We start from the raw sequence: 15479 nt of genomic DNA, 5'->3' as shown, positions 1-15479 counted from the left end.
GGTCTGCTATTATCGCCAGCCTTTGTTGATACCAGTTCGCAATTTGCGCTGAAGCGGCCCAAGCCATGATTAAACAACGCACCCTGAAGAATATTATCCGTGCCACAGGTGTAGGCCTGCATTCCGGGGAGAAGGTTTACTTGACCCTCAAGCCTGCGCCTGTCGACACCGGCATTGTGTTTTGTCGTGCCGACCTGGACCCTGTGGTGCAGATTCCTGCTCGCGCGGAAAATGTTGGCGAAACCACGATGTCGACCACGTTGGTCAACGGTGACGTCAAAGTGGACACGGTGGAGCACTTGCTCTCGGCCATGGCTGGCCTGGGCATCGATAACGCCTACGTCGAGCTCTCCGCGTCCGAAGTCCCGATCATGGATGGTAGCGCCGGACCCTTCGTATTCCTGATTCAATCTGCTGGCCTCGAAGAACAGGACGCAGCTAAAAAGTTCATCCGCATCCTTCGTGAAGTGACCGTGGAAGACGGCGACAAGCGCGCCACTTTCGTGCCTTTCGATGGTTTTAAAGTGAGCTTCGAGATCGATTTCGATCACCCGGTTTTCCGTGACCGCACCCAGAGTGCAAGCGTGGACTTCTCCAGCACTTCGTTTGTAAAAGAAGTCAGCCGCGCCCGTACCTTTGGTTTCATGAGTGATATCGAGTACCTGCGCAAGCACAACCTCGCACTCGGCGGCAGCGTGGAAAACGCCATTGTGGTCGATTCGGATGGCGTACTGAACGAAGACGGTCTTCGCTACGAAGACGAATTCGTCAAGCACAAGATCCTGGATGCAATTGGTGACCTCTACCTGCTAGGCAACAGCCTGATAGGCGAGTTCAAGGGCTTCAAGTCGGGCCACGCACTGAACAACCAGCTACTGCGCAAGTTGATTGAGCAGAAAGATGCCTGGGAAGTCGTGACCTTCGAAGATGCCAGCACTGCACCGATCTCTTACATGCGTCCGGTCGCGGCCGTGTAATTACTCTCTCTTTCCTTTTGTTTTTGAAGGCCATCCCCCCGGATGGCCTTTTTTTATGCCCGAAGGTTCAGCTGCTGCGCCGTGACATGTTGGAAACCACTCGGTTGCGGCCGCTGTACTTGGCTTGATACAGGGCCTTGTCGGCGTCACTCACCCATTGGTCGAGGCTGATATCGGGATTGCCCGACCAGGTGTTGATGCCGATGCTCACCGTCAAGGGTGTGGCCTGTTCGCTGACAGGCGGCAAGGCGGCGATGCTGGCGCGGATTCGCTCGGCGAGTACGGCGGCGCCGGCGCTGTCGGTCTCCGGCAGTACTACCGCGAACTCTTCGCCTCCGTAGCGCGCCGCCAGATCTGCCGGGCGTCCCGCGCAAGTGCCAATGTTCTGCGCCACTGCACGCAATGCCTGGTCCCCCAGTGGATGGCCAAAGCGGTCGTTGAACGACTTGAAGTGGTCGACATCGACCATCAGCAGCGACAGGGGCTGGTTGGTGCGCCGGGCCCGGGCCCACTCATTGTTCATCACCTGATCCAGGGTACGACGGTTGGCCAGGCCGGTGAGGGCATCGACAGCTGCCAGGCGCGCCAGCTCCTGCTCGGCATCCTGCCGGCGCCGCAGTTCGCGACACAGTTGCCAGGTTAGCCAGAACAGGGCGATGCACAGCGCCCCAGTGGCGCCGCTGATCAGCAGCGCCGTGCGTTGCCAGGCAGCGAAGACTTCGTCGATGGACAGCGCCACAACCACGATCAGCGGCAGGTCGCCCACCTGGGAAAAGGTGTACAGCCGGTGCATCCGATCCACGCTGGACACGCTGCCGAAGCTGCCATTGCCTTCGCGCAGGATGCGCACGAAGTTGGGGCGGTTACTGAAACTCTTGCCAATCAGGTCGTCCGCCAGGGGCGGTTGTTGGGCTAGCAGAACCCCGTCGCGGCTGATCAGGTTGATCGAGCCGTTGCGCCCGATATCCAGATTCTTGAACAGCTCATTGAAGTAGCTCAGGCGCATGGCCGCTTCGGCGACACCAATGAACTCGCCATTCTCGTTGCTGAGCCGACGACTGAAGCTGATCCGCCAGTCATGCTCTGCGGTGCGGGCACGGAACGGGGGGCTGATCATCATCTCTGGATCTGGATTGTCGACATGTGAGCGGAAGTACTCGCGGTCGGCGTAGTTGCCCGTGCGCGGCACGACCGAAGCCGAGTCGGCAAGTACCTCGCCGTGCTTGTCCAGCAACAGAATATCGCCCTTGTAAGGCGCTGCGGTGGCCCGGTCGAACAGCGCCAGGTGGCGGATGGGCGCCGACACGTCCTTCAGGTCGTCGCGTTGCGCCGCACTGATCAGCCCCTTGAGGGACAGGTCGTAGAGTTCGACGTTGCGCAACACATCCGCTTCGATCAGTTGCACGATGTTGTTCGCGGCACGGGTGGCAGCCTGTTCGGCAGCAGCGTGTTCACGGATCAACAGGTAGGTGACGATACTGAGAATGGCCACGACGATCAGCGAGCTGGCCAGGACCAACAGACGTTCCGGATTTGACGCGATTTTCCCTGTGCGGGGTGTCGCACGACTCACGCTCATGATTTTGATTTCTGCTACGTCGACATAGTTAAGTCTAGTGTGGACGTGGGCTACAGAAATCGGTCACGCCTTCGCGCCTGTATAAATCCCGAATAAAAAAAAGGCCAGCAAAACATGCTGGCCTTTTGCTTATATCGGCTTAGAACACGTTGATCGGATAGTCGACGATCACCCGGTACTCATCGGTGTCGTTGTCCAGTGCGCCGTAGCCGTTGCCGCCACGGTTGGTGGCCCATTGCAAGCGCACGGCCAGGTCCTTGGCGGTGCCGCCTTGCACCACGTACTTGAGGTCGAGGTCGCGCTCCCAGTGCTTGGCGTGCTTGCCGTCGGCGCTGTACCAGTTGGCATAGCCGCGGCTGGCCGGATCGACCTGGGTCAGGTCCAACTCGCCCCGGGAGTAAGACAGTGCCGAGGTCAGGCCCGGCAGGCCGACGCCGGCGAAATCGTAGGCGTACTTGAGCTTCCAGGAGCGCTCGTTGGGACCGTTGAAGTCCGAGTACTGCTGGGAGTTGTCCAGGTAGATGCTGTCGCCCTGGGCGATGTAGTCGAACGGCGTGTTGCCGTTGACCCGCTGGTAGGCTGCAGTGACGCTGTGGCTGCCTACGCCCACGGTGAAGTGCAGGCTGTAGGTGTTGTTGTCGATGTTGCCCAGCAGCGCCTGGCCGGTGTCCTGGGTGTGATAGAAGTGCAGGCCCGGATTGAGGCTGACCAGATCGTTGAGCGCGTAGGTGTAGTCCAGGTCGTAGTAGTACTGGTTCCAGATGTCCTTGAGTTCGGAGGCGTAGAGGCTGCTGGTCAGCCCCGGAACGCCGCTCCAGGCGACCCCGGCCCAATTCAGGTGCAGGCTTTCGTCACCTTTTTGCAAGGTGCCGTAGGAGGTGCCGATGCGCTTGTGGCCACTCTGGTTGTAAGGCTTGGTGAAACTGGCTTGGCCGCCTTCGATCAACCAGCCGTCGAAACTGTGGTTGGTCAGGCTGACGCCGCGAAAGGTCTGCGGCAGCATGCGGCTCATGCCCCCGGCGATCACCGGGTTGTTGAGAAACAGATCGCCGGCCTTGAGCTCGGTGTCGAAGGCTCGCATCTTCAAGGTGGCGCCAGCGGTGGAGAACGCTGCGGGCGCTTTTCCGTTGCCATCGCTGATGGGCAGGATGCTCGAACTGTCGGTGCCGCCACCGCCATCGAGCTTGAGGCCGAGCATGGCATTGGCATCCAGGCCGAAACCCACGGTGCCCTGGGTGTAGCCGGACTCGAAGACCCCCAGGAAACCCTGGCCCCATTCGATGTTGTCATCGGCTTGCTGATGCCGGTTGCGATTCATGTAGTAGTTGCGGGCGTTGAGCTTGAGGCTCGAGCCGGCGACGAAGCCCTGTTTGTCGCGCTCTTCGGCAGCCTGGCCCAAGGCGGGAATAGTTGCAGCGATTGCAATGAATAGTGGGCTGATTCTCAGCGTGGTCCTGAACAACTTGTAGCTCCTTTGGTGAATGAACATGATTTTTTATTGTGAATTCGGTTGTTTCTTGTTCTGTGCATGACGAATGTGCAGAGGGTTTCTCTACAGCAAAAAAAAGCCGCTGAAGTCAGCGGCTTTAAGACAACTTACTCCAGGGTTGAAAGCAGAGAAGTTGTCGAGGGAAACGAGTGGCTATCGCCGATCAACTGTCTTTGTGAGCGTCGGTCTTGCTGTGCTCAGCGGTGATCTTCTGGGCTTGCTGACTGTGTTGCTGCTGGGCGGCCAGGGCAATCTGTGCTTGTTCGAACGCGGCGGCGCGTGCGGCATTTCTCGCCACGAATCCCTGGGATTCTTCGGCCATGGCCATTGGCACCACGAACAGGGAAGACAAAACAAAGACGCTGGCCAAACCCATACTGTTGGACATTTCTGAAGACCTTCTTGCAGAGCAAGTTCAATTCGGTGCGACAAAAATATAACCATGGGGCTGCTGGAAAAAGAGCCGAACAGGATAAGGACTGTTACCAAAAACACAACAGTAGAGACTGGCCAGCAGGTGCCGGGTTGCCAGCGAAAGTGCCCCATAGTCCGCGCCGGATAGGTTGAGGCGTGCGTCGGCCAGTCGGCGTCTGCAGAATCCGAGAATCCCGAGTCACAGAGGCAGATAAAGGCCGAAGGTGTTGATCCCCCGATCGCTGCGCACAAAGACGTCGCCGCCATGCATCAGGGCGATGGCCTTGACGATGGCCAGCCCCAGGCCGTGGTTGGCGCCGCTGTTGCTGCGCGAGGCATCGACCCGGTAGAAACGCTCGAACAAACGCGGCAGGTGTTCGCTGGCGATGCCTTGCCCCGGGTTGCTGACGGCGATCGTCACTTGCTGCTCCTGCACTTCAATCCGCACCTGGATCACTTCCCCCACCGCCGTGTGCTGCACGGCATTGTTCAGCAGATTGATCAGGGCCCGGCGCAGATGGGCAATCTCGATCCGTACCTGGGCATCGCCCTGGACCTCGACCCTGACCTGGGCGTCTTCGAGGATGAAGTCCAGGTAGTCCAGAGTGGCAGCCACTTCCGTCGCCAGGGAGGTGCTGGTGAGCTTGGTGGCCTTGTTGCCCTGGTCGGCACTGGCCAGGAACAGCATGTCGTTGACGATGGAGCGAAGCCGTTCCAGTTCTTCAAGATTGGATTGCAGTACCTCGAAGTAATGCTCCGCCGAGCGGCCCCGGGTCAGGGCCACCTGGGTCTGGCCGATCAGGTTGGTCAGGGGCGAGCGCAGTTCATGGGCGACGTCGGCGTTGAACGACTCCAGGCGCGAATAGGCCTGTTCGACCCGTTCCAGGGTGGAGTTGAAGGAGCTGACGAACTGGCTCAGCTCCGGCGCCAGGGGCGAGAGCTGCAGGCGCCCGGAGAGCCGCGGCGGTGCCAGGCGCTGGGCCTCCTGGGACAGCTTGATCAGCGGCTTGAGGCCGATCCGCGCCACCCAGTAACCCAGGGCCGAGGCCAGCAGTACACCGACGATGGCCAGGCCGATCAGGGCTATCAGCAACTGCTGCTGGGTCTGGTGGAAGGTATCGGTGTCGATGGCAATCAGGAAGCGCAGGGCCGGGCGCTGTTCCTTGGCCGGCAATTGGCTGACCAGTACCTTCAGTGGATAGGGATGAGCGCTCAGGATCAGGTCGCGCATGCCCAGAGGACCTTGGGCGAATGCGCGGATCTGTGGGTCCGGGTTGCCGTACTCATAAGCGGGATCGCCGCTCACTGCCCAGAAACGGATGCGCTTGTCCTCCTCGCTGAGCAGCTTGAGCTTGGCGTTGATCTTGGCCCAGTGTTCAGGCGTGCCGTAACGGTTCAAGGCCGACTCCAGCACGCTGTAACGCGCGTCCAGCTCGGCTTCCGGCAGCAGGCCCAGGCCTTTGTCCACCTGTTGATAGAGGGCGCCACCAATCAGCAGGAAGATCAGCAGTGCCACCAGGGTGAACAGCCCGCTCAGGCGCAGGGCAATGGAGTTACTCGGCACTGCGGCTCTCCAGCACATAACCCATGCCGCGGATGGTGTGCAGCAGCTTGTGTTCGAAAGGGCCGTCGAGTTTGGCCCGCAGGCGCTTGATTGCCACTTCGACGACGTTGGCGTCGCTGTCGAAGTTAATGTCCCAGACCATCTCGGCAATCGAGGTCTTGGACAGGATCTCGCCCTGGCGCCGGGCCAGCACGCTGAGCAGGGAAAACTCCTTGGCGGTCAGGTCCAGGCGCGTGCCGGCGCGGCTGGCCTTGCGGCTGATGAGATCGATCCACAGGTCGGCGATGCTGATCTGCACCGGTTCGTGACCACCGCTGCGGCGGGTCAGGGCCTGCAGGCGGGCCACCAGTTCAAGGAAGGAAAAGGGCTTGCCCAGGTAGTCGTCGGCGCCATCGCGCAGGCCGCGAATCCGGTCCTCCACGCGCTCCCGGGCGGTGAGCATGATCACCGGAGTCTGCTTGCGCGCCCGCAGGGCTCGCAGCACGCCAAAGCCGTCCAGGCCGGGGAGCATCACATCCAGCACGATCACCGCATAGTCACTTTCCAGAGCCAGGTGCAGACCCTCGACGCCATCCCGGGCCAGGTCGACGGTATAGCCCTGTTCGGTCAGTCCGCGATGCAGGTAGTCCGCAGTTTTTTCTTCGTCTTCGATAATCAGAACGCGCATGACCCGCCTCAGGTGTTGGTGGCCGGCGAAAGGGCCGGCTGGGGCCGGTGGAACAGCCGCTCGAGCCACAAGTATATGACCGGCGTGGTGAACAGCGTCAGGGCCTGGCTCACCAGCAAACCGCCGACCACGGCGATACCCAGGGGCTGGCGCAGTTCGGCACCGGTGCCATAGCCGAGCATCAGCGGCAGGGCGCCGAGCAAGGCGGCGAGGGTGGTCATGATGATCGGCCGGAAGCGGGTGATACAGGCCTGGTAGATCGCTTCTTCAGGAGCCAGGCCACGGTTGCGCTGGGCCTCCAGGGCGAAGTCGATCATCAGGATGCCGTTTTTCTTGACGATGCCGATCAGCAGCACCAGGCCGATCAGCGCCATGATGGAAAAGTCCTGGCCGCAGAGCCAGAGCATCAACAAGGCGCCGAGGCCCGCTGAAGGCAGGGTGGAAATGATGGTCAGCGGATGCACGAAGCTTTCGTACAGCACCCCGAGAATGATGTACACGGCCACCAGCGCGGCGAGGATCAGGTACGGCTGGCTGGCCAAGGAGCTTTGGAAGGCCTGGGCCGCGCCCTGGAAGTTGCCGCTGATGGCCGCCGGCATACCGATCTCGCTCTTGGCCTGGTCAAGCAGGATCACCGCATCCCCCAGGGCCACGCCGGGGGCCAGGTTGAACGACAGATTGGCCGCCGGAAACATGCCGTCGTGGGCGATCGACAGCGGGCCGATGCTGGGCGCGTCGAAGCGGGCCAGGGCCGACAGCGGGACCATTTCCCCGGTCAGCGGCGAGCGCAGGTAGAAGTAGTTCAGGCTCTCGGCCTTGCCCCGTTGCTGAGTGTCGAGTTCGAGGATCACGTTGTACTGGTTGATCTCGGTCTGGAACTCGTTGATCTGACGCTGGCCGAAGGCGTCGTACAGCGCTTCGTCGACATCGCTGGCTGTGAGGCCGAAGCGCGCGGCGGCGGTGCGATCGATGTTGATGTGGGTAATGCTGCCGCCCAGTTGCAGGTCGTTGGAAACATCGCGGAACGCCGGGTTGCCGCGCAGTTTTTCAGTCAGGCGTTGGGTCCAGGTACTCAGGGTCGGGCCGTCGTTGCTTTTGAGCACGTATTGATACTGGGCGCGGCTGGGGCCGGAACTGAGGTTGATGTCCTGGCCGGCCCGCAAGTAGAGGACGATGCCCGGCACCTGCATCAGTTGTGGGCGGATGCGGTCGATAAAGGCGCTGGCGGAGACATCCCGGTCGGCACGTTTTTTCAGCGAGATCCAGAAGCGGCCATTGGCGATGGTCTGGTTGCTGCCGGAGACGCCCACCGAATGGGAGAAGGCTTGCACTGCTGGGTCGGCAGCGACGATTTCCGCCAGGGCCTGATGTTTTTTCACCATGTCCGGGTAGGAGATGTCCGCCGCCGCCTCGGTAGTACCCAGCACGAAGCCGGTGTCCTGCACCGGGAAGAAGCCCTTGGGAATCAGAATGTAACCGGCGATGGCCATGCTCAAGGTCAGGCCGAAAATCCCCAGCATCAGTTGCTGATGGGCCAGGGCCTTGCGCAGGCCGCGTTCGTAGAAGGCCAGCAGGCGCTCGCCGAAACCCGGCTGGGCATGGGTCGGGTGCACCGGGGCATGCATGAACAGGGCGGCCAGGGTCGGGGCCAGGGTCAGCGAGACCACCACCGAAATCATGATGGTGGAGGTGGCGGTCAGGGCGAACTCCTTGAACAGCCGGCCGACCACGCCGCCCATGAACAGCAGGGGAATGAACGCCGCCACCAGGGAAAAGCTGATGGAGACCACGGTAAAGCCGATCTCTGCGGCGCCCTTGATCGCCGCCTCGCGCATGCCGTCGCCGGCCTCCAGGTGACGGTGGATGTTTTCCACCACCACGATGGCATCGTCCACCACAAAGCCCACGGCGATGACGATGGCCACCAGGGTCAGGTTGTTCAGGCTGAAGCCCATCACGTACATGAGGGCGAAACTGGCGGTCAGCGATACCCCCAGCACTGCGGAGACGATCAGGGTCGCCGACCACTGGCGCAGGAACAGCGCCATCACCGCCACCACCAGCAGCACGGCGATCAGCAGCGTGATCTCCACTTCATGCAGCGAGGCGCGGATGGTCTGGGTGCGATCCACCAGCACCTTGACCTGCACCGACGCCGGCAGCATGGCCTCAAGGCCCGGCAGCGCAGCCTGGATGCGGTCCACGGTGTCGACGATATTGGCCCCCGGTTGGCGCGAGATCACCAGATTGACCCCAGGCTGATCGCCGGACCAGGCCTGGACGTAGGCGTTCTCCGAGCCGTTGACCACTCGCGCCACGTCCTGCAGGTGCACTGGTGCGCCGTCCTTGTAGGAAACGATCAACTGGCCGTATTCCTCGGGATGGAACAGCTGGTCGTTGGTGGACAGGGTGGAGATGCTCGATTCGCCATACAGCGCGCCCTTGGCCAGGTTGAGGCTGGTTTGCTGGATCGCCAGGCGGATGTCGGCCAGGGTCAGGCCGATGGCCGCCAGCTTGTCTGCTGAAGCCTGGACCCGGATCGCCGGGCGCTGCTGGCCGGTGATGTTGATCTGGCCAACACCGTCGATCTGGCTGATCTGCCGGGCCAGCAGGGTTTCCGCGTAGTCGCTGAGCTCGGTGCCGGGCATCTGCGTCGAGCTGATGCTGAGGATCAGCACCGGGCTGTCGGCGGGGTTGACCTTCCTCCAGGTGGGCAGGGTGGGCATGTCCTTGGGCAGTTTGCCGGCGGCGGTGTTGATGGCCGCCTGTACTTCCTGAGCGGCGGTGTCGATGCTCTTGTTCAAGGTGAATTGCAGGGTCAGCAGGGAGGAGCCCAGGGCGCTGCTGGAGGTCATCTGGGTCACGCCGGGGATGGCGCTGAACTGCACCTCAAGCGGCGTGGCTACCGATGAGGCCATGGTGTCCGGGCTGGCCCCGGGCAGGGTGGCGGAAACCTGGATGGTGGGAAACTCGGCCTCTGGCAGCGGCGCCACCGGCAGGCGCGCAAAGGCGATCAGCCCCAGCAGCACCAGCGCGAACGTCAGCAACACGGTGGCGACCGGATGGTCGATGCACCAGGCGGACATCGAGCCACGGCCCTTCATGGCTTGGGCTCCGAGGCCTGCACCAGGGGCGGCGGGTCGCTCAGTACCTGGACCTGGGAGCCGGGTTTGAGCCGCGACTGGCCGTCACTGACCAGCACGTCCCCGGCCTGGACGCCGGAGATGATGTTCAGCTCGCTGTCCTGATACAGCACCTGCACCGGCACGCTTTCCACGTGCTGGTCTTTGACCCTGAACACGAAGTGCTGATCCAGGCCGCGCTGGACCACGTTAGGCGGTACGGTGAGCGCGGCCTGATCCAGCGCCGTCTGGATTTTCACCGTCACCAATTGTCCGGGCCAGAGCTTTTGCTGAGCGTTGTCGAACTCGGCCTTGACGCGAATGGTGCCGGTACCGGCATTGATCTGGTTGTCGATCAGCGTCAGGTGCCCGTTGCCCAGCAGGGCATCGGGGCTGTTGCTGTCGGCGCCCAGGTAGGCTTGGACCGCCGCCGGCTTCGGGGCGCGGATCAACTGCTGCAAGGTCGGCAGCATTTGCTGGGGCAGGGAAAACTCCACGGCGATGGGGTCGATCTGGGTCACCGAAAACAGCCCCTGGGTGTCGGTCACGCGTAGGAAATTGCCTTCATCCACGGTACGAATACCCACCCGGCCAGTGACGGGAGAGCGGATCTGGGTGTAGGAGAGTTGTACCTGGGTGGCGTCAATGGCGGCCTGGTTGCCCTGGGCCGTGGCATTGAGCTGATTGACCAGGGCCACTTGCTGGTCGTACGTCTGCTTCGAGACGCCGTCATCCACCGACAGCAGCTTGTAGCGCTTGAGATTGATCTGCGCCACCTGCAACTGGGCCTGATTCTGTGCCAGCTGGGCCCGGGCCTGATCCAGGTTGGCGCGGATCGAACGGTCATCGAGAGTGGCCAGCAGGTCACCTGCTTTCACCCACTGCCCTTCCTTGACCCGCAATCGGGTGAGGATGCCGTCCACCTGGGGACGGATGGTCACACTGTGCAGCGACTGCACCGAGCCTATGCCGCTGGTGTAGCGCGCTACGTCCTGCTGGACCACCTGTACCACCCGCACTGGTATCGCCGTGGGCGCGGCCAGCCTGGGGCTTGTGGGTTTGTTGAAGAACCAGATCGCAGCGGCGGCGATGGCCAGGAGAAGCGTTGCGGTCACGACGGTTTTCTTGGCAATGGGCATGGGGGGAGGGCGCCGGGCAGTGATGTCGGAAGGATGGCCATGATCTGTGCACAGTTATAGTCCGCTAACCCGGTCAGCAGGGTGACGGCCAGCTGTCAGCCCTGTCAGAAAAGTACCTGCCAGCCCTTGCGATGCAGGTCAAAGATCGCAGGCACACAGGTATACTGCCGGCCCCTGTGGCCCGTCCCTCGGCCCGGCTTTTCTTTCTCTCCTGGAGCTTCCATGACTTCCCCTGCACAACCTGCTGCGGATGACGCCCTGAGCGTTGATCCTGCGGCCGAGCCGGCCACCCCTGAAACCGAGGGCAAGGCTGAGATACCGGCGTTCAAGTTTCCCTTCAAACCGTCCGAATTCGCCGCGGCCAAAAACGTTCAGCAGCCCTGGTACAAGAACGGCGCCAGCAATGGCCACACCAAGACCCCCGGCGCAGCGCCTCCCGGTACCCGGCGCTCCATGGGCAAACGTTGATATCGCCGACAATCGAAGATATTGCCTCGATTTGCGCTTTTTAATCGCAATGATGGCTAATTGCTTTAAACCTGAGCTGGATCAGTATTTGTGGCATCAGTGCGCTTAGAGTCAGCAGCCCTGCCGACTCCTCCTAACAATTACGAGCGCGCTTCCCATGAAGATCAACCTGCCGGTTACTGGGCGAAACGTGGACTTTGCCCCTGATGCGAACATCCTTTCGACCACCGATCTGACCAGCGCGATCACCTACGCCAATCCTGACTTCATCGAGATCAGCGGCTACACCCGCGAGGAACTGCTGGGTTCGCCGCACAACCTGCTGCGTCACCCGGACATGCCCTCCGCGGCCTTCGGCCATATGTGGCGCACCCTCAAGAGCGGCCGCTCGTGGATGGGCATGGTCAAGAACCGCTGCAAGAACGGCGACCACTACTGGGTCAGCGCCTACGTCACGCCGGTGACCCGCGACGGTCAGGCGGTGGAGTACCAATCGGTGCGCACCAAGCCCAGTCCGCAACAGATCGACGCCGCGGAGCGGGCTTATGCCCGGCTCAGGGAGGGCGGGCGTTCAGGTTGGAGCATGCTGCCTGTCGTCAGCCTGCGCTTGCGCCTGTGGGCCGCTATCAGCGCCGGTTTTATCGGCAGTTTCGGGGTTTCAGCCTGGCTGCTGCCCGAGTCCTGGATGCTCCAGGGCACGGTGATGGCCATGGGCTGGTGCCTGAGTCTGGTGGCGGTCGGTCTGCAAATGCGCCCGCTGGATCGCCTCGCCGAGCGTGCCCGGCAGATCGGCGACAACCCACTGAGCCAGGGCATCTACACCGGTCGTGCCGACGAGTTCGGGCGTATCGAGTTCGCCTTGCAGATGCTCGAGGCCCAAGCGGGGGCGGTGGTGGGGCGGATCGGCGATGCGTCCCAGCGCCTGGCCGGGCACGCCGCAGAGCTGGTGGAACACCTGCACAGCAGCCACAACAGCACCCTGGAGCAGCAGGCGGAAACCGATCAGGTGGCGGCCGCCATTCACCAGATGGCCGCCAGCGTGGCCGAGGTCGCCACCCATGCCCAGCAGGCATCGGTGGCGGCGGATCAGGCGGAAAGCGAAACCCGTGAAGGCCATCAGCTGGTGGGCGAAAGCCGCAGCGCGGTGCTACGCCTGGCCAGCGAGCTGGAGCGGGCCACCGAGGTCATCCATCAGCTGGAGGGCCACAGCACGGATATTTCCGGGGTGCTGGAGGTGATCCGCAGCATCGCCGAGCAAACCAACCTGCTGGCCCTGAACGCTGCCATCGAGGCGGCGCGGGCCGGGGAGCAGGGGCGCGGCTTTGCCGTGGTGGCCGATGAGGTCCGTGGGCTGGCCCAGCGGACCCAGGATTCCACCAACGAAATCCAGCGCATGATCAGCACCCTGCAAAATGCGGCGCGCCATGCCGTGGAGGCCATGCAGCACAGCAGTGCGCATGTGGAAAGCAGCGTCGACCAGGCCCAGCGCGCCGCAGTGGCCCTGGACGGCATCAGCCAGCGGGTCAATCAGATCACCGAAATGAGCCTGCAGATTGCCGCGGCGGTGGAGGAGCAGAGCGCGGTGAGCGAGGACATCAACCGCAACATCATCGGTATTCGCAATGCCTGTGAAGTGACGGTCAGTGCCGGCCAGCTCAGTCATGTCAATTCAGGCGACGTGGCCGGGCTGGCGGGGGACTTGCGGCAACTGGCCCAGGAGTTCTGGCATAAGCGCGGATAGGCCGGTTCGCCGGCCAGCCTGATCCTGCGGGGTCAGGCGGCGCGCAGCGAGATGAAGGCGTAGTCCAGGGCCGCTTCGCTGACCACCTGGGCGCCGGCAGCCTTGACCTGGCCGGCGATGTCGTTTCCGGACAGGTGAAAGCGCCAGGGCTGGCTGGATGCCACGGGGGGCGCTGCCTGAACTTGATCGATGGCCTTGGCCAGGGCATTCATGTCGGGCAAGTAGGCGGTGAAGCCGTCGCCCTTGAGGGCTGTGGTGCGAATGCCCAGCAGGGCGCAAATGGCTTCTTTGGTGTGGATATCGTCGCGGTCGGCCTGGCGTGAGCGGCTGATCAGCTCGGCCAGTTCCCTATCCACCAGTGCTCCCCCCAGAATCAGTTGCGGTCCCTGTTCCCAGGATTCCGGCGGGCACTCCTTGGCCTGCGGGTTGAGGGGGATATGGGGATTGATCTCCATGGGGTAGATACGGCACACCAGGGGGCGACGCTCATAGATGCGGCAGAGCTGGTCTTCGTCAAGATTCCGGCAGGGGCCGACGTTGTAGGCGGCAAAGGTGATTGCCACGTAGGCCTCGGTACTGCCACTGCTGACCCGGCAGGAACGGCGCTCGGCGTGCTCGCGCTGTTGCGCCGGCAGCCCCAGGCCATTGCCGAGGAAGGCCTCCACCAGGACGATCACCTGACCGCCGTCGGCGGCCCAGGCCCGGGCTTCGGTGAGGGTCAGGGGCACATGGTGATCGTTGCAGCACTTGCCGCAACCAACGCAGGAAAACTGAGTATTCATGGAGCGAGTAAACCGTTCTGGGTCGACAGGGATAGCGCCATAAATGCTGTTATTGACGCGGCCAGGAGCCGTGTCGAAGCAAGTTGCACGCCAGCTGTCGGGTCTTGATGGCTGTCGCCTAGGGCAGGACTTCGCGACGCACGATATGCATGCCGGTGCTTTCATACAAGCGCCGCGCCCGCAGGTTGTCCTCCAGCACCCTGAGATCGACAAAGCCTTCCCGGCGTTCGGCGAACATCATGAAGGCTTGTAGCAGCAGGGCGCGGCCCAGTCCTTGACCACGGGCCCGAGGGTGCACCACCAGATCCTTGATATAGGCGCTGGTCCAGCACTGGGCCACCGCCACTACGCCCTGCGCATCCCGCACCACCAGGCACAGTTGAGGGTCGTACTCGGCATCGGTTTCGAAGGCCCGGCGCCAGTTTTCCAGGGGTGGCACCTGGCCACCGCCGTCCTGGTAGCCCAGGTGCAGCAGTTGATGCACGGCTTCGGCCAGTTCCGGGCTGTAGTGCTGCAGGGTGATGCCCGCCGGCCACTGTGGCGTGGCCTGGGGGACACTGAGGTCACGACGCAGCAGCAGGCAGTGGACCTCGCTCATGGCTCAGGCTGCCTGGCTGGCGATGGTCTTGGCAGCGTCGATCAGGCAGCGGGTCAGTTCCGGCGAGGAGAATTTGGTGAGTACCGCATTGGCTCCGGCCAGGCGGGCTTTTTCACTGTTCATGGCACTGTCCAGCGAGGTGTGCAGCAACACATACAGATGGGCGAAGTCCGGGGTTTCCCGCAGGGTCCGGGTCAGGGCGTAGCCATCCATTTCCGACATCTCGATGTCCGAAACGATCAGGTTGATCTCGTTGGCCGTGCCTTGCAGTTCCAGCAGGCATTCGATGGCCTCCTTGGCGCTGCGGGCGGTGTGACATTGCAGGCCGAGGTTGCGCAGGGTGTGCACCGATTGCTGCAGCGCTACCTGGCTGTCGTCCACCACCAGGATGCGCGCATTGCCCAGGGCATCGGCGTCTTCCATGCTCAGTTCGGTGGGCGCCATCTCGATCTGCGCCGGGGCGATGCCGTGGATCACTTTCTCGATATCCAGCACTTGCACCAGCGTGCCGTCCACCTGGGTCACGCCGGTGATGTAGGACTTGATACCGCCGGAACCAAAGGGCGGTGGGCGGATATCGGTGGTCAGGCAGTGGACGATCTTGCTCACCGCCTGCACGTGCAGGCCCTGTTTGGAACGGCTGACGTCGGTGACGATCAGGCAACCGCTGTCCGGGTCGGCCAGGGGGCGCTCGCCGATGGCCCGGCTGAGGTCGATCACCGACAGCGAGTTGCCGCGCAAGGTGGCGATGCCTTTCACATGGGGGTGGGATTCCGGCAGCTTGGTCAGCGGCGGGCAGGGAATGATTTCACTGACTTTAAGCAGGTTGATTGCCATCAGCTTGCCGCTGCGCAAGGTAAACAGCAGAAGCGAAAGCGAGTCTGCGCGGGCTTTGTTGGAGGACATAAAAACCTTCTCTGGAAAAAATTGGCTTGTGGC

Annotated in this window: 13 protein-coding genes and 1 pseudogene; 4 read left to right on the top strand and 10 right to left on the bottom strand. The window is 62.5% G+C overall.

Translation table 11 applies throughout. The annotated features are described in order from the left end of the window. The first annotated feature begins 65 nt into the window (after window positions 1-65). On the top strand, window positions 66-977 hold the full coding sequence (gene lpxC / locus LOY69_RS24520) for a UDP-3-O-acyl-N-acetylglucosamine deacetylase (RefSeq protein ID WP_011063304.1): 912 nt from the start codon (window positions 66-68) through the stop codon (window positions 975-977). 67 nt (window positions 978-1044) lie between these two features. Here lpxC and LOY69_RS24515 read toward each other — a convergent pair whose 3' ends face one another. The 7 genes from LOY69_RS24515 to LOY69_RS24485 form a co-directional block, all read right to left on the bottom strand. Further along, window positions 1045-2556, bottom strand: a complete 1512-nt coding sequence (locus LOY69_RS24515) for a sensor domain-containing diguanylate cyclase (RefSeq protein WP_265073722.1) — start codon at window positions 2554-2556, stop codon at window positions 1045-1047. Between the two features lie 139 nt (window positions 2557-2695). Beyond that, window positions 2696-4045 (bottom strand): OprD family porin, encoded by a 1350-nt coding sequence (locus LOY69_RS24510; protein WP_265073721.1) that lies wholly within the window; start codon window positions 4043-4045, stop codon window positions 2696-2698. A 163-nt stretch (window positions 4046-4208) separates the two neighbouring features. Beyond that, complete coding sequence (locus LOY69_RS24505) at window positions 4209-4433, bottom strand: hypothetical protein (RefSeq protein WP_265073720.1); 225 nt, start codon at window positions 4431-4433, stop codon at window positions 4209-4211. A gap of 225 nt (window positions 4434-4658) precedes the next feature. Further along, window positions 4659-6023: a heavy metal sensor histidine kinase gene (locus LOY69_RS24500; RefSeq protein WP_102880865.1), complete on the bottom strand. Its 1365-nt coding sequence runs from the start codon at window positions 6021-6023 to the stop codon at window positions 4659-4661. Beyond that, window positions 6013-6690, bottom strand: coding sequence for a heavy metal response regulator transcription factor (locus LOY69_RS24495; protein WP_102860332.1), 678 nt, complete (start codon window positions 6688-6690; stop codon window positions 6013-6015). The genes LOY69_RS24500 and LOY69_RS24495 overlap by 11 nt, the downstream gene beginning before the upstream one ends. An 8-nt stretch (window positions 6691-6698) precedes the next feature. Then, on the bottom strand, window positions 6699-9794 hold the full coding sequence (locus LOY69_RS24490; RefSeq protein ID WP_265073719.1) for a multidrug efflux RND transporter permease subunit: 3096 nt from the start codon (window positions 9792-9794) through the stop codon (window positions 6699-6701). Next, a complete protein-coding gene (locus LOY69_RS24485; protein WP_265073718.1) occupies window positions 9791-10951 on the bottom strand; it encodes an efflux RND transporter periplasmic adaptor subunit in 1161 nt (386 codons plus the stop codon). Before LOY69_RS24485 ends, LOY69_RS24490 begins: the two co-directional genes overlap by 4 nt. Window positions 10952-11173: 222 nt before the next feature. Between LOY69_RS24485 and LOY69_RS24480 the strand changes: the two genes are divergently transcribed. From LOY69_RS24480 to LOY69_RS24475, 3 genes and pseudogenes are all read left to right on the top strand, one after another. Further along, window positions 11174-11419, top strand: coding sequence for a hypothetical protein (locus tag LOY69_RS24480; RefSeq protein ID WP_102860335.1), 246 nt, complete (start codon window positions 11174-11176; stop codon window positions 11417-11419). Between the two features lie 157 nt (window positions 11420-11576). Further along, window positions 11577-11858, top strand: a pseudogene (locus LOY69_RS30670) (PAS domain-containing protein); the annotation flags it as partial. Window positions 11859-12104: 246 nt separating this feature from the next. Continuing rightward, window positions 12105-13160 (top strand): methyl-accepting chemotaxis protein, encoded by a 1056-nt coding sequence (locus tag LOY69_RS24475; RefSeq protein ID WP_413787150.1) that lies wholly within the window; start codon window positions 12105-12107, stop codon window positions 13158-13160. 32 nt (window positions 13161-13192) lie between these two features. On the opposite strand, the gene LOY69_RS24470 is transcribed toward LOY69_RS24475, so the two are convergent. The 3 genes from LOY69_RS24470 to LOY69_RS24460 all read right to left on the bottom strand — a co-directional run bounded on the left by LOY69_RS24470 (window position 13193) and on the right by LOY69_RS24460 (window position 15446). Next, complete coding sequence (locus LOY69_RS24470; protein ID WP_102880861.1) at window positions 13193-13942, bottom strand: YkgJ family cysteine cluster protein; 750 nt, start codon at window positions 13940-13942, stop codon at window positions 13193-13195. Window positions 13943-14060: 118 nt separating this feature from the next. Next, window positions 14061-14540 (bottom strand): GNAT family N-acetyltransferase, encoded by a 480-nt coding sequence (locus tag LOY69_RS24465; RefSeq protein WP_102880860.1) that lies wholly within the window; start codon window positions 14538-14540, stop codon window positions 14061-14063. Window positions 14541-14543: 3 nt separating this feature from the next. Next, window positions 14544-15446 carry a chemotaxis protein CheV gene (locus tag LOY69_RS24460; RefSeq protein WP_265073716.1) on the bottom strand — a complete coding sequence of 301 codons (903 nt, stop codon included), beginning with the start codon at window positions 15444-15446 and terminating at the stop codon, window positions 14544-14546. Window positions 15447-15479: the final 33 nt, after the last annotated feature.

The organism is Pseudomonas sp. B21-059 (assembly GCF_026016285.1).
GTDB classification, from domain to species: domain Bacteria; phylum Pseudomonadota; class Gammaproteobacteria; order Pseudomonadales; family Pseudomonadaceae; genus Aquipseudomonas; species Aquipseudomonas danubii.
The sequence above is the reverse complement of the archived record's forward strand: the minus strand, read 5'-3'. Positions and strand labels throughout refer to the sequence as shown.